The sequence below is a fragment of the Pseudarthrobacter sp. NS4 genome, from assembly GCF_024758005.1.
GTDB lineage: Bacteria > Actinomycetota > Actinomycetes > Actinomycetales > Micrococcaceae > Arthrobacter.
Genome location: NZ_CP103288.1, coordinates 1,021,832 through 1,043,388, shown reverse-complemented (window position 1 = coordinate 1,043,388; position 21,557 = coordinate 1,021,832). Strand labels below are relative to the sequence as shown.

Annotated in this window: 18 protein-coding genes and 1 tRNA gene; 6 read left to right on the top strand and 13 right to left on the bottom strand. The window is 65.6% G+C overall.

Annotation, left to right across the window (positions count from 1 at the left end):
• Positions 1–7: 7 nt before the first annotated feature.
• The 5 genes from sucC to NXY83_RS04910 form a co-directional block, all read right to left on the bottom strand.
• On the bottom strand, positions 8–1,177 hold the full coding sequence (gene sucC / locus NXY83_RS04930; RefSeq protein ID WP_258804974.1) for an ADP-forming succinate--CoA ligase subunit beta: 1,170 nt from the start codon (positions 1,175–1,177) through the stop codon (positions 8–10).
• A gap of 222 nt (positions 1,178–1,399) precedes the next feature.
• Entirely contained in the window at positions 1,400–2,107 is a 708-nt protein-coding gene (locus NXY83_RS04925) for a hypothetical protein (RefSeq protein ID WP_258804973.1), read from the bottom strand.
• Positions 2,108–2,116: 9 nt separating this feature from the next.
• Complete coding sequence (locus NXY83_RS04920) at positions 2,117–3,406, bottom strand: glycosyltransferase (RefSeq protein ID WP_258804971.1); 1,290 nt, start codon at positions 3,404–3,406, stop codon at positions 2,117–2,119.
• 99 nt (positions 3,407–3,505) lie between these two features.
• The gene (pcrA, locus tag NXY83_RS04915) at positions 3,506–6,070 is read right to left on the bottom strand and encodes a DNA helicase PcrA (RefSeq protein ID WP_397427591.1); all 2,565 of its coding nucleotides are present in this window, start codon (positions 6,068–6,070) and stop codon (positions 3,506–3,508) included.
• Positions 6,071–6,152: 82 nt separating this feature from the next.
• The gene (locus NXY83_RS04910; RefSeq protein ID WP_258804969.1) at positions 6,153–6,983 is read right to left on the bottom strand and encodes an inositol monophosphatase family protein; all 831 of its coding nucleotides are present in this window, start codon (positions 6,981–6,983) and stop codon (positions 6,153–6,155) included.
• 32 nt (positions 6,984–7,015) lie between these two features.
• On the opposite strand from NXY83_RS04910, the gene NXY83_RS04905 reads away from it, so the two are divergent.
• Positions 7,016–7,645, top strand: a complete 630-nt coding sequence (locus NXY83_RS04905) for a hypothetical protein (RefSeq protein ID WP_258804968.1) — start codon at positions 7,016–7,018, stop codon at positions 7,643–7,645.
• Here NXY83_RS04905 and NXY83_RS04900 read toward each other — a convergent pair.
• Entirely contained in the window at positions 7,638–8,396 is a 759-nt protein-coding gene (locus tag NXY83_RS04900; RefSeq protein WP_258804967.1) for a DUF998 domain-containing protein, read from the bottom strand. The genes NXY83_RS04905 and NXY83_RS04900 overlap by 8 nt on opposite strands.
• 82 nt (positions 8,397–8,478) lie before the next feature.
• On the opposite strand from NXY83_RS04900, the gene NXY83_RS04895 reads away from it, so the two are divergent.
• From NXY83_RS04895 to NXY83_RS04885, 3 genes are all read left to right on the top strand, one after another.
• Positions 8,479–8,551, top strand: a tRNA-Arg gene (locus NXY83_RS04895).
• Between the two features lies 1 nt (position 8,552).
• Positions 8,553–9,056: a DUF6314 family protein gene (locus tag NXY83_RS04890; protein ID WP_258804966.1), complete on the top strand. Its 504-nt coding sequence runs from the start codon at positions 8,553–8,555 to the stop codon at positions 9,054–9,056.
• Positions 9,053–9,538, top strand: coding sequence for an NUDIX hydrolase (locus tag NXY83_RS04885; protein ID WP_258804965.1), 486 nt, complete (start codon positions 9,053–9,055; stop codon positions 9,536–9,538). The genes NXY83_RS04890 and NXY83_RS04885 overlap by 4 nt, the downstream gene beginning before the upstream one ends.
• Here NXY83_RS04885 and NXY83_RS04880 read toward each other — a convergent pair.
• Both NXY83_RS04880 and NXY83_RS04875 read right to left on the bottom strand, forming a co-directional pair.
• Positions 9,535–11,448 (bottom strand): ABC transporter ATP-binding protein, encoded by a 1,914-nt coding sequence (locus NXY83_RS04880; protein ID WP_258804964.1) that lies wholly within the window; start codon positions 11,446–11,448, stop codon positions 9,535–9,537. The genes NXY83_RS04885 and NXY83_RS04880 overlap by 4 nt on opposite strands.
• Positions 11,449–11,493: 45 nt before the next feature.
• Positions 11,494–13,149, bottom strand: coding sequence for an ABC-F family ATP-binding cassette domain-containing protein (locus NXY83_RS04875; protein ID WP_258804963.1), 1,656 nt, complete (start codon positions 13,147–13,149; stop codon positions 11,494–11,496).
• Positions 13,150–13,395: 246 nt separating this feature from the next.
• On the opposite strand from NXY83_RS04875, the gene NXY83_RS04870 reads away from it, so the two are divergent.
• Both NXY83_RS04870 and NXY83_RS04865 read left to right on the top strand, forming a co-directional pair.
• Positions 13,396–14,133, top strand: coding sequence for a hypothetical protein (locus NXY83_RS04870; RefSeq protein WP_258804962.1), 738 nt, complete (start codon positions 13,396–13,398; stop codon positions 14,131–14,133).
• A complete protein-coding gene (locus NXY83_RS04865; RefSeq protein WP_258804961.1) occupies positions 14,130–14,867 on the top strand; it encodes a hypothetical protein in 738 nt (245 codons plus the stop codon). Before NXY83_RS04870 ends, NXY83_RS04865 begins: the two co-directional genes overlap by 4 nt.
• A gap of 229 nt (positions 14,868–15,096) precedes the next feature.
• Here NXY83_RS04865 and NXY83_RS04860 read toward each other — a convergent pair whose 3' ends face one another.
• From NXY83_RS04860 to mobA, 5 genes are all read right to left on the bottom strand, one after another.
• On the bottom strand, positions 15,097–18,135 hold the full coding sequence (locus NXY83_RS04860) for an alpha-mannosidase (protein ID WP_258804960.1): 3,039 nt from the start codon (positions 18,133–18,135) through the stop codon (positions 15,097–15,099).
• Between the two features lie 121 nt (positions 18,136–18,256).
• Complete coding sequence (gene fdhD, locus NXY83_RS04855; RefSeq protein WP_258804959.1) at positions 18,257–19,135, bottom strand: formate dehydrogenase accessory sulfurtransferase FdhD; 879 nt, start codon at positions 19,133–19,135, stop codon at positions 18,257–18,259.
• A gap of 63 nt (positions 19,136–19,198) precedes the next feature.
• Entirely contained in the window at positions 19,199–20,578 is a 1,380-nt protein-coding gene (locus NXY83_RS04850) for a molybdopterin molybdotransferase MoeA (protein ID WP_258804958.1), read from the bottom strand.
• The gene (locus NXY83_RS04845; RefSeq protein WP_258804957.1) at positions 20,575–20,868 is read right to left on the bottom strand and encodes a DUF6457 domain-containing protein; all 294 of its coding nucleotides are present in this window, start codon (positions 20,866–20,868) and stop codon (positions 20,575–20,577) included. Before NXY83_RS04845 ends, NXY83_RS04850 begins: the two co-directional genes overlap by 4 nt.
• A 15-nt stretch (positions 20,869–20,883) precedes the next feature.
• The gene (gene mobA, locus NXY83_RS04840; RefSeq protein ID WP_258804956.1) at positions 20,884–21,546 is read right to left on the bottom strand and encodes a molybdenum cofactor guanylyltransferase; all 663 of its coding nucleotides are present in this window, start codon (positions 21,544–21,546) and stop codon (positions 20,884–20,886) included.
• Between the last annotated feature and the right edge of the window lie 11 nt (positions 21,547–21,557).

The following is a 21,557-nucleotide window of genomic DNA, read 5'->3' as shown; positions in this document are numbered from 1 at the left end:
TGTCCCTTTACTTAGCTGCGTTGGCGAGCTCGGCGGCCTTGTCGGCGCCCTCGTCCATGGTTGCGGCCAGGGTAACCAGCGGGTGGTTGGCCTCGGCCAGGATGCGGCGGCCTTCCTCAACGTTGTTGCCGTCGAGGCGGACTACCAGCGGCTTGTTCGCCGAGTGGCCGAGCTCGGCCAGCGCGCCGACGATGCCCTTGGCAACGGCGTCGCATGCGGTGATGCCACCGAAGACGTTGACGAAGACGGATTTGACCTGCTCGTCGCCGAGGATGACGTCGAGGCCGGCAGCCATGACCTCAGCGGAGGCTCCGCCGCCGATGTCCAGGAAGTTGGCGGGCTTGACATTGCCGTGGCTCTCGCCGGCGTAGGCGACGACATCGAGGGTGGACATGACCAGGCCTGCACCGTTGCCGATGATGCCCACTTCGCCGTCCAGCTTGACGTAGTTGAGGTCCTGCGCCTTTGCCTTGGCCTCGAGCGGATCGGCAGCGTCCTTGTCTTCGAGCAGGGCGTGCTTGGCGTGGCGGAAGTCGGCGTTTTCGTCGAGGGAGACCTTGCCGTCCAGGGCGACGATTTCGCCGGCGCCGGTCTTGACCAGCGGGTTGACCTCGACGAGGGTTGCGTCTTCCTTCTTGAAGACGTCCCAGAGCTTGAGGATAACGGCGGCCACCTTGCCGCGCAGTTCCTCAGCGAAGCCTGCGGTTGCGACGATTTCGTCGGCCTTGGCCTGGTCGATGCCCACGGCGGGGTCGATGGCGACCTTGGCCAGCGCCTCGGGACGTTCGACGGCGAGCTGCTCGATGTCCATGCCGCCCTCAACAGAGCACATGGCCAGGTAGTTGCGGTTGGCCCGGTCCAGCAGGACGGAGAAGTAGTATTCCTCGGCGATATCCGCACCCTGGGCAATCATCACCTTTTTGACAGTGTGGCCCTTGATGTCCATGCCCAGGATGTTGGTTGCGTGCTCCAGTGCCTCGTCGGCGGACTTTGCGACCTTCACGCCGCCGGCCTTGCCGCGGCCGCCGGCCTTGACCTGTGCCTTGACGACGGTTACGCCGCCGATCTTCTCGGCAGCTGCCTTTGCTTCTTCTGGGGTGTGCGCCACGATGCCGGCAAGCACGGGTACACCGTGCGCCTCGAACATATCGCGCGCCTGGTATTCAAACAGGTCCACGGTTTAGTGTCCTTCTACGTCGAAGTAGTTTCTGTACAGTCGGACACCATCGGAGACGATGACCGGGCTGCGGAATGCATGCACCGGCGGCCTGTCTGGAAACGAGCCACGCGGCGTAATGCTCCATTGGGAACTCTAGTCCTTTGGAGGGACCGGGCCGTCCCAGACTACCGCTTATGTGAGTAAGGACACTATTCTATGAGGCGTAGAAAAACCGCGGAATTACGGGGATTTTGAGGCCTCCGCCGGCGGGGGCGGGGCACCGGCAGCCGGTGGGGCCACCAGCTCGTAACGCTCGGGTGAAACAAAGAAACCGACGCCGGCTGAGACGTTTCCGCATGCCACGCCCCCGTTGTAGGCGGAACAGCGGAGTCCGTTGCGTTCGAGGTTCTGCCCCTCTGCCAGGACGGGCAGCTGTGTAAGCGCTCCAGTTTTTTTGCCGTTCGGCCCGTACGTTGCCTCCATTCGTGTGACGCCCGAGCGGCATTCACCGTACCTTGCGTCTTCAGGCGTCACCAGGGCAACCCCGCCCAGATAGCCGAGGTTGGTTCCGGCGCAGTCATCCACGACGTCGTCGGGGCCGGGTTTCGGGTACCTGGCCAGTTGGCAGTGGGCCACGGGAACTGTCGCCAGTCTGTTGTTCGCGGTGTCGCTGAAACTGTTCATTTCATACGGAAGGTTCAGGTGCTCCCCGCGGGCGGACGTCAGCGAGCACGCAACGCTGCGGTCATCGGTGATGAAGGAGAGTACGTCCTCGCCGTTGGAAAAGTCCTGCGGGTTGGCCAGCCCCGCCTTTTCCAGTTGTTCCATCGGAGCGGGTGGCGGCGGCGGCACGTAGCCGGGGTCCTCCGTGGTTACGGTGCACGCTGTGGCGGCCACCACGAAAAGGGCGGCGAGCATCCCCCAAACAGTCCGTCGCATGGCCCCCATTATGCTTTACTACGGCGTTCTCCTGGAGCTGAGCACGCTTTCGACGACGCGTGCTGCTGCCTCGGCCGGGTCCTGCCGGGCGAAGTCCTGCTGCATCTGCTGCGCCCGGTTCTTCCATTTCGGATCGGCCAGGATGGAATGCACGGCCCTGCGGATCTTTTCCGGCGAGGGGGATTCGGTTCGGAGGTTGATGCCTGCCCCGGCATGTTCCACACGGGCGTTGACGTCGCTCTTGCCTTCGTTGATGCCGGACACCACCAGCGGGACACCCTTCGAAAGGGCCAGCTGCACTCCGCCGTACCCGCCGTTGGTGACGAAGACGTCCGTGGACTCAAAGACGGCGGCAAAGTCCACATAGTCGCGGATCTGTATGTTTGACTGCGGATAGCGCTGGTTCAGTTCGGCGGTTCCCCTGCCGCCTGTTGCCACAATGACCAGTGCACCCATGTCCTTCAGCCCTTCCAGGGCGGGAATGATGAGCTTCTCCTGGTCCGCGTTGTCCACCGTGCCCTGGGTGACCACAATGGTGTTGCCGTATCCCTGCGGCAATGGCTCCCCGGCTGGGGCTCCCGGGCGTCGGTAGGGCAGGAGTGCGCCCACGTAATGGACCTTGGGGTTGTGGTTGCGGCGCGGAAAGTCCAGGGACGGAGTGCCCGCCTGGATAATGGCGTCCGAGCACCGGTACGTCTCGTCGGTCAGCCTGCCCCCTTTGGGTACTTCCTGCCCGTAAAAGGAGTGCTGCCTCCGGTAGCTTTGGTCCGCGGGGCGGAGGATGACCTTGTCCGACAACAGCCCGGCAACTGCCTGCAGGGCCTTGTCAGCGGGGTTGCGGGCCGGCCGGAAGCCGAAGAACAGTGGGGGTACGAGCGGATCACTTTCCATGTTCGGGATCACCACGACGCTCACCACGGGCCTGCCCATGAGGTGCGAGACGAGCCGCTGGATAAACATGGAACTGTCCACCACAAGGGCATCGAAGGGAAACTCCTGGTCCAGTTCCCGCAGGTCCTCCAGGAAGTTGCTGATGTTGCTGGCGAAGATTTTTTCGCCGTCGAACCCGATGGCCCGGGGGCCTTTGAGCCTGGCCCTTTCCGGATACAGCTCAAAGAGGTTGTCAGCGCGGTGCTCGATGGCACGTTTGAAGGGAAAGAGGGGAATCCCCAGGTCCTTGAGCTTTCCGGCAAACACGGGACCCGTGTACCAGCGGACGTCGTGGCCACGCTCCTTCAGCTTCATGGCCACTCCGGTCATCGGATTGAAGTGGCCGTCAATTGCCTGGCTCGCGAACAGGATGTTCATGGTGCCACTCCGACATGTCGAGTACGGCTGCTGGGGAAAGGTTCCTGAACTGTAGTACCGCCGGCGGAAGCGGGCAAGGGCTTCGCCCCGCCTGTGTCCTCAGGCGTCGAGCTTGGTCAGCGGCGCGTATCGCAGCAGCAGCCGCTTTTCACCGACATCGAATTTCACCTTGGCCACCGTCTTGTCCCCTGCGCCTTCCAGGGCGAGGACGGTCCCGTTGCCGAAGCTCGTGTGGTTGACTTTGTCCCCCACGCTGACGGCCACGATTTCCTTTTGCGGCTGCACCCGGTTCCGGGCGATGACGGCGGGAACATCGGAGTTGAAGCCGGCCGAAGGATCAGCCGCTGCGGCGCGGGCCGTGCCGGCACCCCAGAAGGATCCGCTGTAGCGGCCCGAGCCGATCGATCCGCCGCCCCAGCCGCCGGCCTGCCTGCTGGTGCCTTCACGCTTCCACTCCAGCAGTTCGGCGGGAATTTCCTCCAGGAACTGGCTGGCAGGGTTGTACTGGCTTTGGCCCCACATGCTGCGGACCTCGGAGCGGGTGACGTACAGCCGCTTCCGCGCCCTGGTCAAGCCCACGTACGCCAGCCGGCGTTCTTCGGCCAGTTCCTTGGGGTCGGTTGCTGAACGCTGATGCGGGAACAGGCCGTGCTCCATGCCGGTCAGGAACACCACGGGGAATTCGAGCCCCTTCGCAGTATGGAGCGTCATCAGGGTCACCACGCCAAGACGCTTTGCCTCAGCCACCGCGGAGTCGATGTCGGCGCCGGGCGCATCCGGGATTTGGTCGGCGTCCGCCACCAGTGACACCTGCTCCAGGAACGCCTCCAGCGACCCTTCGGGGTTGTCGCGCTCATATTCACGGACGACGGCGACGAGTTCCGCCAGGTTCTCCACCCGGGACTCGTCCTGGGGATCGGTGCTGGACCGCAGCGCAGCCAGGTAGCCCGTCTGTTCCAGGACAGCTTCCAAGGCCGCGGCGGCACCGGAGCCGGCTGCCACTTCCGCGAGGTCGTCCAGCAGCTTCACGAAGCCAAGGACTGCGTTGACGGAACGGGTGGCCATGCCCGGGGCCTGCTCGGCCCGGCGGGCGGCAGCCATGAATGATGTGCGTTCGCGCTGGGCCAGGGCAGCGACGGCCCCTTCGGCGCGGTCGCCGATCCCGCGCTTGGGTTCGTTGAGGACCCTGCGGAGGTTGACGTCGTCGTCGGGATTGACCAGGACCCGGAGGTACGCGAGGGCGTCCTTGATTTCCTTGCGCTCGTAGAAGCGCGTGCCGCCCACCACCTTGTAGGGCAGGCCCACCCGGACCAGCACGTCCTCGATGGAGCGGGACTGGGCGTTGGTCCGGTAGAAGATCGCGACGTCGCCGGGGCGGAGGTTGTCCTCGTCCTGGAGGCGGTCAATCTCCTTGGCGATGAACTGGGCTTCGTCGTGCTCGTTTTCGCCCACGTACCCGATGATCTTGTGGCCTTCGCCCTCCGCGGTCCACAGCCGCTTTTCGGGGCGGTTGGGGTTGCGGGAGATCACCGAGTTGGCTGCACTGAGGATGTTCTGGGTGGAGCGGTAGTTCTGCTCCAGCTTGATGGTCCGGGCCTCCGGGTAGTCCTTTTCAAACTCCACGATGTTCCGGATGTCCGCGCCGCGGAAGGCGTAGATGGACTGGTCCGAGTCGCCCACCACGGTGAGCTCCGATGCCCCGGGCCCCTCCCCCACAATTTCGCGGACCAGGGCGTACTGGGCATGGTTGGTGTCCTGGTATTCGTCCACCAGTACATGCCGGAACCGGCGCCGGTAGGACTCCGCGAGCGCAGGGAACGCGCGGAACATAAAGACGGTCTCGGCGATGAGGTCGTCAAAGTCCATAGCGTTCGCCTGGCGCAGCCGCTGGGTGTAGCCCTTGTATACCTCAGCCACAGCCTGCTCGAAGGGATCGTTGTAATTTGCCGCTGAGGCATAGGAATCGGCATCGATCAGTTCGTTCTTCAATGCCGAAATCTTGTGCTGGATGGCTTTGGGGGCAAACTTCTTGGGATCCAGGTTAAGCGCTTTGGATACTTGGGTGACGAGCCGCAGAGAGTCCGCGGAATCATAAATGGAGAAGTTCGATTTCAGGCCGACGTTGGCGGCCTCCTGGCGCAGGATCCGGACGCAGGATGAGTGGAAGGTGGAGATCCACATGATCTTGGCGCGGCCGCCGACAAGCGCTGTAATGCGCTCCCGCATTTCCGCGGCGGCCTTGTTGGTGAAGGTGATGGCCAGGATCTCGCCGTGGTGGGCGCGTCCGGTGGCGATCAGGTAGGCGATCCTGTTGCTGAGTACGCGGGTCTTGCCGGAACCTGCGCCGGCCACAATCAGCAGTGCGGAACCGGCGTGCTTGACCGCTTCCTCCTGCTGCGGGTTCAGGCCCTCCAGGAGCTGGGCCGCGTCGAGGCGGCGGGTGGCATGGTGTTGCCCGCCGGACTCGCCTCCCGAGTGCTGGCCTCCCGAATGCTGGCCGCCCGCCTGCGGGCCGCCCAGGTGCCCAGCGTCCGCGTGGTTTCCGGACGGCACGCTGCCGCCCGGACCGGCCGCGGTGGCCACGCCTTCAGGACGCGTCCTGGTACGGGTGCCTGCTGCGGGAGCGGCTTTGAACGGTCCGTCAGAGTACGGGTCAAACAACATATCCATGGTGCCTACAAGTCTAGGCGGTGGGACCGACACCCAGTTCCAGGCTGTGGATTACGGGCGCCAACGGCCGGAAGTGTCAGGCGACCGAGCCGGACTCGAGGGCTGCGCGCAACTCGCGTACCGCCGTCGTTCCTCCCGCCATGAACCATTCCAGGCCGTTCACCCGGACTGTGTCCACCGCGCCGCCCGCGGCGCGGACAATGGCCTTGCCGGGCAGCCAGTCCCATTCGGGGCAGCTGTGCTGGAACCAGCAGCCCAGCTGCCCGTCCGCCACCCTGCCCAGGTCGCAGGAGCCGGAACCGAGCATGCGGAGCGCAGCGGCGGAGGTTGCCGCTGCATGCCACGGCATGGCGCACAGCGGGTCCATGAGCCACGTCGGATGGATGTAGGTGGCGGCGCCCAGTTGGGCGACGGCCGTTGCGTTGCGCTCTCCCCGGTTGTTGTGGAAGACGGTGAGCGGCTCCCCGTTAAGGGTGGCCGGGTGGGCAGGTCCGCCCAGCCAGAGCTTGTCCTCCTCCGGCTGGAAGATGGCTCCGAGCAGAACGTCGGAGCTGTCTTTCAGGGCGATGGCGGAGCACCAGTACGTGGAACCGTGCAGGAAATTGTAGGTGCCGTCCACCGGATCGATCACCCAGGTCCGGCCGCTGCTGCCCTGGACGGAAGCGCCCTCTTCGCCCAGGATTCCGTCCTCGGGACGGCAGCGCTGGAGCTGTTCCAGCACATAGGCTTCGGCGGCATGGTCGGCGGCCGTTACCACATCCGAGATGGACGTCTTCTGCTGCGACTGCAGCCCGGCCATCCGCATCAGCAACGCCAGTTGCCCTGCCTCGCGGACCAGGGCTGCCGCCAACTGGTGGTCGTCCAATGATGGGTCAAGTTCAGCTGCACTGTGCCGGCCAATGGTCATGGCTTCAGTTTATGGGGCGGGATAATGGTGCCATGGCCAAAACCCCTGCCCAGCGGATTAAGAAGCACGGTTCCAAGGCGGTGGTGCCGCAGCACCACCTGCCACCGGTTGTGAACCCCACCACTGCCCGCACCCCGGAAAAAGCCCAAAACAACAGCAACCTCATTCTGATTGCCGGCGTGGTGGTCAGCCTGTTCCTGTTCTGGTACCTGCACCTGCTGACGCTGGACCAACTGCGGCAGCTGTCGGGCGGCCTGGCCATGCCCGATTCATTGGTCGGTGGTTTTGACCCCGGGTACATCGGCCAGTTGCAGGCTGCAATGGATGCTGACGCGCGCGGCCAGCTCAACTACGTCCACAAAACAGCTGGAACGCTTTTCCCGCTGATCTTCGGCTTCACGTGGTTGCTGCTGATCGGCACCAATGTGGCCCGGAAGGCGCTCCGCTGGGCGCTGTGGGCGTTGCCGCTGCTGTTCGTAGTGGTCCGCCTCTGGGCCAACGTGGCCATAGACGGCATGATGGCGGCGGATGCACCCGACGCCGGCCAGGTGGCCCTGGCGTCCGGCCTCACCGTTGCCGGCTGGGTACTGCTGGTCCTGAGCCTGCTGGCGGGAGCCGCAGCAGTGGTGCTGAACGCGCGGAAGGCAAAAAGAACTACCTGACAGCTGCTGCCGCCCGCACCTGCTTCCGGTGCCGGTGCACACGCTGGGCAACAACTAATCCCGCCGTCGCCATCCCCAGCGTCACGGGGTAACCCATCAGCCGTTCCAGGGTGCCCGGCTCAGGGATGTCCATGCGGGTCAGGGCTCCGGTAACCAGCGCGGCCAGCGACACCCCGCCGCACACCAGGATGAACCAGGCCATCCCCGATTTGTGCAGCCAAAGGATGCCCAGCACCAGCAGGGCCGCGGCGCCTGCGAGGAAATACATGACAGCTCCGGCAAAGTGCCAGCCGGAACCCACGTCCTCCGGCACGAGCCCCACAATGACAGTTCCTGCCCCGGCCGTACCGGTCAGGATCCGCACCCAGACAGCTGCCAGCCAGGGCTTCCTGCGGCCGGGCCGGACCCGCACACCGGCGCGGGCAGCCACGCACAGCAGCCCCGAGCTGAGCAGCAATGCACCCAGCAGCATCCCCATCCCCTGCACCACGAATGAGGCGTTCATCAGCCAGTTCAACGGGGAGCAGACCTCCCGGCCGTCGAATATGCCGCAGTTGATTGCACCGAGGTCGCTGATGTAGCCGGTCCGCAGGTCGTACGGCCTGGGACCCGCCCAGGCCCCGATCACTGCCGCTTCGGCCGCAAAGTACTGCAGCACGCTCAGAACGGACCACGCCCCGATGTACTGCCGGGTGGAGGTGGTGTCGGGAATGAAGGCCACCGCGGGAGTGGCGTTCGGGACTGAACTCATGCCTTGAGCGTAGTACGGCCCCACACCTTGTATGCTTGTATCCGTGTCCGGCCGGACCGGCCCTGCCGATCTTCGGACGCCCGCCCTCGTAGCTCAGTGGATAGAGCACGGCTCTCCTAAAGCCGGTGTCGTTGGTTCGATTCCAATCGAGGGCACTTGAATGTTCGTTCCCCGGAGTTTGACCTCCGTGCCTACCTGCTGGGTACCCATGAGCCCGGCCCCGCCGGTCCGCCGGCGGCTGGCCGCCCAAGCCTTGGGCATTGGACTCTTGAGCGGGACCTGCTGGACCGGGCGGACGGCACCCGCGGAACCTTTTCCGGCGTCGTACTTTTTACCCCGACCGACGACGGCGGCCTGGCCCTCCGCGAAGAAGGCACCATGCGCTGGCCCTCCTTTACCGGCCCCGCTTCCCGTGAATACCTGCTGGGGCCGGCCGGGCGCCCGGATGCCCTGGACGTGTTTTTCCCCGACGGGCGGCCTTTCCACCGGATGAGCTTTACCCCCGAGGCCAACCTGGACAACCACTGGTGCAATCCCGATACCTACCGCGTGGCCTACGCCTGGGAGGGGCCGGACGCGTTCAGCTACAGCTGGGACGTCACCGGGCCGCGCAAGGACCTGCTGCTGACCTCCCGCCTCCTGCGGGGTGTTGCCAGGTGAAGGCGCGGATCGTGGTGTCCGCCGTCTGCGTGTTCGACCGCGCGGGCCGGCTCCTGACCGTGCGCAAGCGCGGCACAGGCATGTTCATGCATCCCGGCGGCAAGCCGGAAGCCGGTGAGACAGCCGCCCAGGCCGCCGCCCGCGAGCTGGCGGAGGAGGTGGGCATCGTCATCGACCCGGGGGATCTGGAGCTGATGGGCGTCTGGATCGCCGACGCCGCCAACGAGGCCGCCACGGACATCGAAGCCACTGTATTCCGCGCGCCGGGAACATGGCAGGCACACCCGTCCGCGGAGATCGCGGAGATCCGGTGGCTGGACCTGGCGGCCCTTGATCCGCGCGCAGCATTGCCCGCGGACCTTGCCCCGCTGCTGACAAACCACATCCTGCCCGAGCTGGCCGCTGCGCAGTCGGCGGCTTTGGGGCATGGCGGTGGCCCGCCCGGCGGTGCCCGGCTGCAAACCCGCCGACCGGACGCCTAAAGCTCCGGAACAGCCTCCTGGGCCACCGCAGTGGCCTCGGCGAACTGGGTCCGGTACAGCTCGGCGTAACGGCCTTCAGCAGCCAGCAGCTCGGTGTGGGTTCCGCGTTCCACGATCCGGCCGTCCTCGACCACCAGGATGGCGTCGGCGGCCCGGATGGTGGACAGCCGGTGGGCGATGACGACGGCCGTCCGTCCCTCAAGTGCCGCTCCCAGGGCGGCCTGCACGGCTGCCTCATTGGTGGAATCAAGTGCGGCTGTGGCCTCGTCCAGGATCACTACCCGGGGCTGGGCGATCAACAGCCGGGCGATGGTGAGGCGCTGGCGCTCACCGCCGGACAGCCGGTAGCCGCGCTCCCCCACCACTGTTTCCAGACCGTCCGGCAGTGACCGGATCATGGTTTCCAGCCGTGCCTGCCGGATGACCTCCCACATGTCCTCCCCGGTGGCGTCCGGCCGTGCCAGGCGAAGGTTTGAGGCGATGGTTTCATGGAAGAGATGGCCGTCCTGGGTGACCATTCCCAGTGTGTCGCGGAGGGAGTCGAAGGTGGCGTCGCGTACGTCCAGGCCACTGCCGGGCGTGGTGCCACCCAGCCGGACTGCCCCGGAATCCACGTCGTACAGGCGTGCCAGCAGTTGGGCGACGGTAGATTTGCCCGCCCCTGAGGATCCCACCAGGGCCACCGTTTGGCCCGGCTCCACGCGGAAACTGATGCCGTGCAGCACTTCCTCGCCGCCGCGGGTGTCCAGGGTGGATACCTCCTCCAGCGAGGCCAGCGAAACCTTGTCCGCTGAGGGATAGGCGAAGCGGACGTCGTCGAATTCCACGGACACCGGACCCGGCGGAACAGGTACGGCACCCGGCTTCTGCTGGATCAGTGGATTGAGGTCCAGGATCTCAAATACGCGTTCAAAGCTGACCAGGGCGGTCATTATTTCCACGCGCGCGTTGGACAGGGCTGTGAGTGGTGCATACAAGCGGGTGAGCAGCAGAGCCAGTACCACCACATCACCGGCGGCCAGCTCGCCGGTGATCGCCAGCCATCCACCCAGCCCGTAGACCAGGGCAAGGGCCAGGGCGGAAACGAGGGTCAGTGCCGTGACAAACGTGAACTGCAGCATGGCCGTCCGGACGCCAATGTCGCGCACACGTCCTGCACGTACTGCGAACTCCCGGGATTCCTCGTCGGGCCTGCCGAACAGTTTGACCAGCGTGGCACCGGGAGCTGAAAAGCGTTCGGTCATCTGCGTGCCCATGGCGGCGTTGTGGTCGGCCGCCTCCCGGCGCAGGTCTGCGAGCTTGGATCCTATCCGCCGGGCCGGGATGAGGAAGACGGGCAGCAGGATCATGGCGAGGACCGTGACCTGCCACGAGGTGCCCAGCATGACAATCAGTGTGAGGATCAGCGCCACCACGTTGCTGACCACCCCGGAGAGGGTGCCGGCAAAAGCCGACTGTGCGCCAATGACGTCATTGTTCAGGCGGCTCACCAGGGCACCGGTCCGGGTCCGTGTGAAGAAGGCAATCGGCATCTTCTGCACGTGGTCAAAGACCCGGGTGCGCAGGTCCAGGATCACGCCCTCCCCAATGGTGGAGGACAGCCAGCGGTTCAGCAGGCCCACACCCGCCTCCGCAACAGCGACGGCGGCGATGAGCACCGCCAGCCGGATCACCTCCCCGGCGCCGGCCTTGGCCACAATCGCGTCCACCACCTGCCCCGCCAGGACCGGGGTGGCCACGGCCAGGAAGGCCATGACCACGGACAGTGCCACGAAAGCCAGCAGTTTCCCCCGGTGTGGGCGGGCGAAAGCAAGGACCCGCTTCAGTGTGGCTTTGGAGAACGGCTTCAAACCGGTCTTGGCCCGGGTGATGTTGTGAAGGGAGCTCAGGGCAACCCGTTCCATGCTCATCGATATTGCTCCGCGCTCAAATTACTGCCCACACTGCCGTTCGGTTCAGATGCTGCTGCTGATGTGCTGCTCGGTGACCCTGCCGCTGTCCACATCCCAACGTACATCGAGGCGCACGTTCTCCAGCAGCCTCCGGTCATGGCTCACCAGCAGCAGTGCGCCGTCATAGGTTTCCAGCGCCTCTTCAAGCTGCTCGATGGCAGGCAGGTCAAGGTGGTTGGTGGGTTCGTCCAGGACCAGGAGGTTCACGCCGCGGGCCTGGAGCAGGGCCAGCGCTGCCCGGGTCCGCTCGCCGGGCGAGAGGGACTCAACCGCCCTGGCCGTGTGGTCCGCTTTCAATCCGAACTTGGCCAGGAGGGTGCGGACCTCTGCCGGATTCAGGTCCACCAGGACGGCCTCGACGGCGTATGCGAGGGTCAGGTGGCCTGCCAGCAACCCGCGGGCCTGGTCAATCTCGCCGATGGCCACCGAAGCACCCATCGAGGCGCTGCCCGAGTCCGGTGGAGTGATACCCAACAGCAGGCGAAGCAGGGTCGATTTGCCGGCTCCGTTGGGGCCGGTGATGCCGACCCGCTCCCCCGCGTTGAGCTGCAGGTTCACCGGTCCCAAGGTAAAGCTTCCCTGCTGCACCACCGCGTCACGGAGGGTCGCCACCACGGCACTGGAGCGGGGGGCCTTGCCGATGGAGAACTGAAGCTGCCATTCCTTCCGGGGCTCTTCCACTACGTCCAGCCGGGCAATGCGGGATTCCATCTGCCGCACCTTCTGGGCCTGTTTTTCTGAGGACTCACTGCTGGCGGCGCGGCGGATCTTGTCGTTGTCCGGGTTCTTCTTCATGGCGTTCCGGACGCCCTGCGAGCTCCATTCACGCTGGGTCCGGGCACGTGAGACAAGATCGGCCTTGGTGGTGGCGAACTCGTCGTACCTTTCCCGGGCATGCCGGCGCGCGACGGCGCGTTCCTCCAGGAACGCGTCATAGCCGCCGTCGTAAACCGCCACGTCGTTCTGGGCCAGATCCAGTTCCACCACCGTCGTGACGCAGCGGGCCAGGAACTCGCGGTCATGGCTGACCAGGACAACACCGCCGCGAAGGCCCTTGACGAAGTCCTCCAGTTTGGCCAGGCCCGCAAGATCAAGATCATTGGTGGGCTCGTCCAGGAGCACCACGTCGAAACGGCTGAGCAGCAGCGCCGCCAGCGCCACCCGCGCCGCCTGGCCGCCGGAGAGCCCGGTCATGGACGCGTCCGGGCCGGCCTCCAGGCCGAGGTCCGCCAGGACGGCAGGGATGCGGTCATCGAGGTCGGCGGCGCCGGAAGCCATCCACCGGTCGAAGGCGCGGGCGTAAGCGTCGTCGGCACCGGGTGCGCCAGAGCCCAGTGCTTCTGCGGTTGATTCCATTTCTGCCGTGGCCTGGGCACAGCCGGTGCGGCGTGCGATGTACCCTGCCACTGTCTCACCGGGGACCCGCTCATGCTCCTGGGGAAGCCAGCCCACAAACGCGTCCGCGGGAGCAAGGCTGACATTGCCTTCCTGCGGCTCGTCGACGCCGGCGAGGAGCCTCAGCAGGGTGGACTTGCCGGCGCCGTTGGCGCCAACCACTCCCACCACATCGCCGGGTGCAACAGTGAGGGAAAGCTTGGAGAAGAGCCGGCGGTGGTCATGGCCGCCGGCGACGTCCTTGGCAACGAGCGTTGCAGTCATCGATCGGTCCTTTCACCGGTGTGCAGCCGGTTTCCTGCCGGAAGCGTCCCGGCATTGCCTTGCGAAATCACCAGGGACAAGGTGTTCGGGCCCGCAGGACATAAAGAACCCGCTGGTCCGGACTTGGGGGGTGTACGGACCAACGGGCTCGACCATCAAGCATAGTCGAATCGGACCCGCCGGTAAAATCGGCTGCATGAGGGCAGCTAAAATCAAGTCAAGTGTCCGTTCTGCAGAGAGCTCTTCATGACCCTCCCCGCCAAGGCGTTCCAGCGCTGGCTGCACGGCATCGCGCCGGACGCCAGCACGGCAGATGTCTGCAGGGTCTCAGGGATCAAGCGGACCACGCTTGCGCAGCAGCTGGTCCGCGGGAAAGTATCCGTGAGCACCGTGGTCAGCATCAGCCGCGCCTACAACATCAATCCGGTAGCGGCCCTCGCCGATTTCGAGCCGTACCGGGAGCTGGGGGGTCCCGCCCGTCCTCCAACCCGGTGTGAGCTGGTCAGCCAGATTTCCACTGCCGACCTCCTTCGCTCCCTGCTGGCGCGCCCTGCCATGGAAACTGCCGGGAAATCCGGCGAAAGGCCCCCGGCGCTGACCCCGGCACCCCACGCCACCTCCGTCAAGAACTGGGTGGACGCCATTGACGACGGCGAGGTGCGGCACCGGGTCTCCGCCGCCACGGGGGTGGCTCCCCAGAACTATTCCGCGCAGTTGAGTGCCAACCGGCTGTCCGCCGAACTGGCCGTAGCCACTGCGCTGGCAGCCGGCGTCGGACCTGTGGACGGGCTGGTGGCCACCGGCCTGATCACCGAGGAGGAGGCCGGCTGGCCTCCCGGCGCCCGGCAGGCGGCGCTGGACAGCCTGTCCGACGGCGACCTTACCGCCCTTGCCGGTGACAGGCTGCAGGCCCTGGGCAAAGTTCTGCGCCGGCAGGAACAGGACCAAGCGCAGACGGAAAAGATATGGGAGAACCTGGGATGATAGCAATTCTTCAGTGGAGCACACTGGCCATCTGCGGCCTGATCGCGTTGGCCCGAATACCCAGTGCGCTGCGCGGGGAGAACAGAACCGTGTTCTACATCTTCGCCCTGATGACCGTGGCTATTCTTCTGAGCATCCAGGGGCCCTACGTCGCGATTGACCAGGCCCTGGGCGGGATCAACCTGGCTAACCTGCTGCTGCGCTTCGTCATCTTTGCTGCCATCTACTTCGTGGGCATCCGCGTCACGAAGGGGTTTGGTGCCGATGGTGCTTACCGGTTGATCACAGGCAAGGCCGGAATGGCCGTGTTGCTCACCATCTCCCTGGTGCTCATGGCGGTGTTCTTCATGATGGATACGGCAGGTTCCTCGGCAGGGCTTGTGGAAATAGCCAGAACGAATGTCCGTAACGGAGTGCTGGTTGAGTACTACGGCGCTGCCGGCCGGGCATACCCGTCCTACGTTTCGCTGGTCCTGCTGCCGGCCATGCTCCGTGCTGTGCGAAGCCGCCTGCCTGTTTTGGTGCGGCTCGCAGCGGGGCTTCTGGCAGCGGGCGCGATTGCCATCGCCCTTTCACTTCTTTTCCCGGTCATCCCCAGGGACTGGGCCGCCATAGAGTACGTCATCAACTACACGGCGGTACTGTGCTTTGTGATCGGCCTGGCACTGATTTGGGCAGCAAGGGTGAAGAGCGGCAGGAGCACCAGCCGCAGCCGGACATCTACCGAAATGTAACCTCATCACCTTTCACAAAATCATTAGAATGTGAAACAATCATGAATGTGTGAAGGTGGGGCGGACGGACGTTTTAGAACGGGGATAAATTCTTGGACGTCTGCCGTCCCGGGGGCCTTCGCACATCATTGGGGGGATGAGTGGTGGCGGGCCGTTGGGGACCGCCCCCACTCAGCCTATTTAAGGCCTTGTTCGCTGATTTAAGGCCTGGTTCGCCGAGCCGCGACGTTCAGACTGCCGCCCGGACGAACCTCAGGGTGACGAGCTGGAACGGGCGCAGGTGCAGTGTGGCGCCCTTCCCATCCGGCTCCACCCCCGGGGCTGGAACCTCACGTTCCAGCAGGTCCACCGTTTGTATCGCCCCTGCCTGGAAGTTGCCGGTGATCCTTCCGGCTGAACGTTGGCCCAAGGACTCGTACAGCCGGACGATCACATCTCCGGACCCGTCCTCGGCAAGCTTGACGGCTTCGATCACCAAGGCGGGATTGGTGACGGAGAACAGTGGTTCAACCGGGGAAGCGCCGCGGACCAGACGGGGCGCCAGGTTGGTGCGGTAGCCCTCCTGGACAGCGTCGGCAATATCGGCGCCCGGCCGGATAGTGACGTTCAGCTCGTGACGCCCACGGTCTGCTTCCGGATCCGGGAACTTGGGGGCACGCAGCAGCGACAGGCGCACCGTGGTGGTGGTGCCGCCGTCGGAAGCCCTGACGCTCCTGGTGACATCGTGCCCGTAGGTGGACGAATTGGACACCGCCACGCCGTAGCCGGGTTCGGCCACATGGATCCACCGGTGGGCGCAGATCTCAAACTTCGCCGCTTCCCAGGAGGTATTGGTGTGCGTCGGCCGGAAAACGTGCCCAAACTGGGTCTCCGCGGCGGACCGGTCCGCTCGGACGTCCACTGCGAAGCCAAGCTTGAGCAGCTTTTCGCGTTCCTGCCAGTCCACCGAGGTGGAGATGGACAGCGAGGGGCTTCCGGGCGCAAGGGTGATGCGCTGGGTGAGCGGCGACGCCCCGGCCAGCCGTTCGACCACCACGACGGCGGCGCCGCCATGCTCCTCCAGCCGCAATGACTGTGCGCTGGTCAGGGCTGTGACGTTGCGCCGGTAGAACTCATCAATGTCCCAGGCATCCCACTCGTTGGGGGTGTCGCGGTACAGTTCGAGCAAGTTTCCGTACTCGCCCGGAGCGATTGCTTCACGGCCGCTGGCGTAGTCGCGCAGGGAGACGATCAGGCCGTGAGCGTCCAGGACAGCCCGGATGACCCCGTTATCCAGGACGTAGCCGCCGGCATCGGCAGTAGCACTAACGGCGCCAGGAATGGTGACGGGTTCCGCTGCCGACAGCGGCGCCACTCCCTCCCTGGCATGGGGTGCCGCATTCAGCAGGAACTGCCGCTCCCCCTTGCCGAGCACCGCGGAAGCAGCCTGCCCGATAAGTGCTTCAAGGGCGGTTTCAATCGCCTGGTAGTTCCGCTCCGCATCGTGGTGGACCCAGGCGATGGAACTGCCGGGAAGGATGTCATGGAACTGCTGCAAGAGCACCAGCCGCCACAGGCGTTTCAGTTCGGCCGCCGGGTAGGCGAACGCACCGTCAGTCCGGACGGCGGCCGTGGCGCACCACAGTTCCGCTTCGCGGAGCAGGTGTTCGCTGCGCCGGTTCCCCTTCTTGGTGCGGGCCTGGCTGGTGTACGTGCCGCGGTGCAGTTCAAGGTACATTTCGCCCACCCACACGGGCAGCGCAGGGTAATCCTGTTCAGCCTGCCGGAAGAAACTCTCGGCGGAACCGATCCGGACCTTCGGGGAGCCCTCCAGGTTTGCGGTGCGGGCTGCCGCCGCCAGCATTTCGCGGGTGGGTCCACCGCCGCCGTCCCCATAGCCGAACGGCACCAGCGAGACTGTCCCGCGGCCGTGGTCGCGGTAGTTCCGTTCGGCATGGGCAAGTTCGCGTCCGCTGAGTTCGGAGTTGTAGGTGTCCACCGGCGGGAAGTGGGTGAAGAGCCGGGTGCCGTCGATGCCCTCCCAGTTGAAAGTATGGTGGGGCATCCTGTTGGTCTGGTTCCACGAAATCTTCTGGGTCAGGAACCAGCGGCTGCCGGCGGACTTGACGATTTGCGGCAGGGCTGCGGAATACCCGAACGAGTCCGGCAGCCAGGCTTCACGGCAGTCCACGCCGAACTCGGCCAGGAAGAAGCTCTTCCCCTCCAGGAACTGCCGCGCCATGGCCTCGCCGCCGGGCATGTTGGTATCCGATTCCACCCACATGCCGCCCACGGGTACGAACTGCCCGGACCGGACCTTTTCCCGGATCCGGCTGAACAGCTCGGGGTAGAACTCCTTGATCCAGGCAAGCTGCTGGGCGGAGGAGCAGGAAAAGACGAAGTCAGGGTTTTCGTCCATGAGGGACACCACGTTGGAAAACGTCCGGGCGCATTTGCGCATTGTTTCCCGTACCGGCCAGAGCCACGCGGAGTCTATGTGGGCGTGGCCGGTGGCAACCAACTGGTGGGCTGAGGCGTAGGCGGGCCTGGCCAGGACTTCGGCGAGCGCGTCGCGTCCTGCTGCGGCTGTTCCGGCAACGTCGTCCGGATCCATCACGTCCATCATGCGCTCAAGTGCCCGGAGGATTTCATGCCTGCGCGGCAGCTCCAGCGGCAACTGCTCCATGAGTCCCGCCAGGGTCCAGACATCCTGCTGCAACTCCCACACGTTCTGGTTCAGCTCGGCAATGGCAATGGTTCCGAGCCTGTACTGCGGGGCTGTTCCGGCCGTTGATTTGTCCCCATACGGCGTAGCGGCGAAGGTCCAGCCCTGGGCAACATCGGGGTTGGCGGCGGCTTCGACGTAGAAGTCCACCGCCATGCCGCCACCCAGCAGCTTCAACGGGATGTACCGGTTCCGCGGGGAGACGGCCTTGATGATGGTGCCGTCCGGGCGCCAGGCAATGCCCTCGCACTGGAAGCCCGGGGTTTCGATGGTGAAGCCAATGTCCACCACCACCTCCACCGTGGTATCCGGCGCGGTGCCCCACGATTCGGGGACTTCGCCCCGAAGGTGAAGCCACTTGGTCCCCCAGGGCTTTCCCCAGGGTGCGCCATGTTCCTGCGGCTGGAATTCCTGGCGCATTGCCTCCAGCGCGGGGACCGGTTCGTCGGGGACGTCCCAGCTGCTCAGGGAGAGGGGAAGGGTCCGGCTGTAGATGGCAGGGATGATGCGCTCACGCACAAACCTTTCCAGGCGGACTTCCGTGATCCGGCGGTCGTCATGCAATGTAGGCCTTCTTATGAGTTTGCAGCTGGACCAACGTGTCCATTCGATGGACAAATCTACCCGCTAGTAGCCTGATAACCAACCCCTCCGCGGAACGCGCGCGAAACCCCACGGCGAAAGCTCAGGCGGGTGGCATGTTGACCACAGGCCTGGCGATGCGCTCATCGCCGGCATAGATATTCAGGCTGGTACCGCGGCTGAAGCCTGCCAGGGTCACTCCGCTTGCTTCGGCTAGTTCAACGGCCAGGCTGGAGGGCGCGCTGACGGCGGCCAGCACGGGAATGCCTGCCAGGGCGGCTTTCTGCACCAGCTCGAAGGATGCCCTGCCCGATACCTGCAGAACCGTTCCCCGCAGCGGGAGGAGTCCTTCGCGCAGTGCCCAGCCCACCACCTTGTCCACCGCGTTGTGCCGCCCCACGTCCTCGCGGAGGCAGAGAAGCTCCACACCGCCGTCGTCCTTTACCTTGAACAGCCCGGCCGCGTGCACTCCCCCGGTCTCGTCGAAGACGCGCTGGGACTGGCGGAGCAGTGCAGGAAGTGAGGCAAGGACCTGGGCATCCACCGTCACAGGATCGGACTGCGGGCTGTAGTGCGAGGATTTCTCCACCGCCTCGATCGAATCCGTCCCGCAAATGCCGCAGGAACTGGACGTATAGACATTGCGCCCGGTGGCGGGGAGCGGGACGTCCGGCCGCAGCTGCGCCTCCACCACGTTGAATGTCTGGACCCCGTTTTCGTCTTCGCCGGCACAGAACCGCAGCGAAACGAGCTGTTCTGCGGTCCAGATAACGCCCTCGGACACCAGGAACCCGGCCACCAGGTCAAAGTCGTCGCCAGGAGTCCGCATGGTGACGGAGAAGGAGAGCCGGCCCAAACGGATCTCCAGCGGTTCCTCCACAGCCAGGACGTCCTCCCGGTACCGCACCGGGAACTCGAGGGCATTCTGTGAACCGTCCAGCACATACTTATGCACCTTGCGGCGCTGGGTTACGCGTCCCATGTCCCACCCTGCCTTTCCATAACTCCATCATGACACCGCGGGGAGCCGGCAGGCACCGAGGGTTCAACCAAGGAGGGCGCTCCAGTCCACCGGGCCGTCCGGGGCGGGCTTGGCAGCAGTCCGGGCAGTCCGGCCGCCGCTCCGGGGCTTTGCCTTGGCCGGGGCTTCTGCAGGCCCGGGAATGGGAGCAGACCAGGGTAAAGCGAAGGCAGGCACTGCCTCACCCAACTGCACCCCGTGCGGCGGCACCACCATGACGCCGTCGGCGGAGGCGAGTCCCCGCATCATGCCCGGTCCCGTATGCTGCGCTGGCGAGGCCATGCCATACAGGAGACTGAAGGGCATCAGCCGGGTGCGGCCCGGCTCGGGGTCGATCACGGTTCCGCACGGCACATCCTGCACCGCTGGCATCGGACCGTGGCCCAGTGCGGCCAGCAGCGGGGCGCCCACGGTGGACAGCGCCATCATTGCCGCGAGCGGATTGCCCGGCAGGCCCAGCACAAAGCGGCCGTCCGGCAACTCAGCCAGGACAGCCGGATGCCCGGGACGCATCGCCACGCCGTCGATGATCAGCCGCCCGCCCAGCTCAGCAACTGCGCGGCGCAGGTGGTCCGTGCCGGAGCGCCCCGTCCCGCCTGTGGTGATGACGACGTCGGCGGGCAGGTCAGGCGCACCGGGCACCTCCGGAACCACGTCCTCCAGGGCGGCGAGCCATTCCGGATAGGAATCTCCGATTTTCTGCTGTCCGCCGGCGATGCCGCCGAGCATCGTGACGACTGCCGGCAACTGGGGACCGAACGTGTCACGCACCTGGCCCGGGACCGGGAGCCCGTGCGCCACCACCTCGGAACCGGTCAGCAGCAGCCGCACAAGGGGCTTGCCCTGGACGCGCAACTCGTCGTGGCCGGCCAGGGCAGCGAGTGCCAGATGCGCCGGATTCAGCTCCACGCCAGCCTTGACCAGGATGTCCCCTTCCCGGGCTTCCTCCCCCGCCTTCCGGATGTGCTGGCCATTGCGCGGTTCGCCCGGACGGGCGGTTCCGCCGGCCGCCAGGACGGGCAGCCCGTCGTCGTCCTTTTCCATGACGGCGCTCTCACTGCGGAGTACGGCCTTGGCGCCGGGAGGAACGAGGCCGCCCGTCACAATGGGACTGGCCTGGTGCGGCGCCAGCCTGGTCCCCGGCTCCACCGGGATCCACGGATCGGTTCCGTTCACAGCCCATCCGTCCATCGCTGAAGACGCGTAGTGCGGCATGTCCTGGAGAGCCACGATGTCCTGGTCCAGGCGGCGGCCAAGGGCCAGCTCCAGCGCCACGGGCCCGGCAGGAATAGGCGTGGCGGCGTCGAAGGCCGCCTGCCGGGCTTCTTCCCAGGTGTGGGCGAGGTGATGCGGTGCTTCCTGCCCTTCGGGCTTGCCGGTTTCTTCCTGGGATTCCCCGGTCATTCGCCGGGAGTCCCGGCGGCTTCAGCATCGTAGTCAGCCGCCAGGCTGCGGGCCACGGCCAGGGCCGCGTCCATGGAGGCGGCGTCCGCCGTCCGGTCCGCTCCCGAGGCAAGGCCGGCGGCAAAACCTGCAATGAAGGTGGTGAGCGGAGCAGCGGGGCGGACCACGGAATGGGCGGCTACGCCGGCGAGCGAGAGGATGGCGTTGACATCCACCTGGACGTCCTCAAGTTCATAGGCCTGAAGCAGGGACCTGCACCATTCCTCCAGCGTTTCATCCTGGCTCTTCACGAACTGCCTCCCAAGTTAACTGCGGCCGCGCCGGCCAGGTGCGGTGTCCTGGTTGCCGGCGGCAATCCCTAGTGCGGAGGCATCGTCCCAGGTATCCACGTCTGCTGTGGACGCATCAGGGACGGTGACAAGCCGCACGTCCAGACTAGCAAGGAGCGACCGGACAGAGCCGTTGATTAAGCCCCCCTTGGCTGCAAGATCCCGCACGGCTTTATTTAGCCCGGCTGTGCGATAAAGGCCGGCCAGCGGCTGGATCCTGCCCTCCGGAGTTCCGTCATCCGTCCGGGCCAGAATCGCGTCTGCTTCCATGCTTTTCCCAGACAGCAGCTCCGAGCGCAGGGCCTTGACAGCGTCGGACACCAGGGGCATGTCGCAGGCCAGCACCAGCGTGTATTCAGCACCTCCCCCATCAGGCTTCAGGGTTTCGAGTCCGGCCGCAATGGCAGCAGCAGGCCCTGCAAATTCCGGCTTCTCCCGACAGGAGAGGACGCCCTGCGGCAGGCGTCCGGGGTCGGGCCCCACCACCACGACGCGACCGGCACCTGAAGCGGCGGCAAGGGCCCGCTGCAGGAGGGTAGCGCCGTGGTACACCAGGTTCTGTTTCGGCACACCACCGAGCCGCGAGGACCGGCCTCCGGCCAGGATCAAGGCATCAAAGTACGGGGCGCTCTCTTCCACTGTCCCAGCCT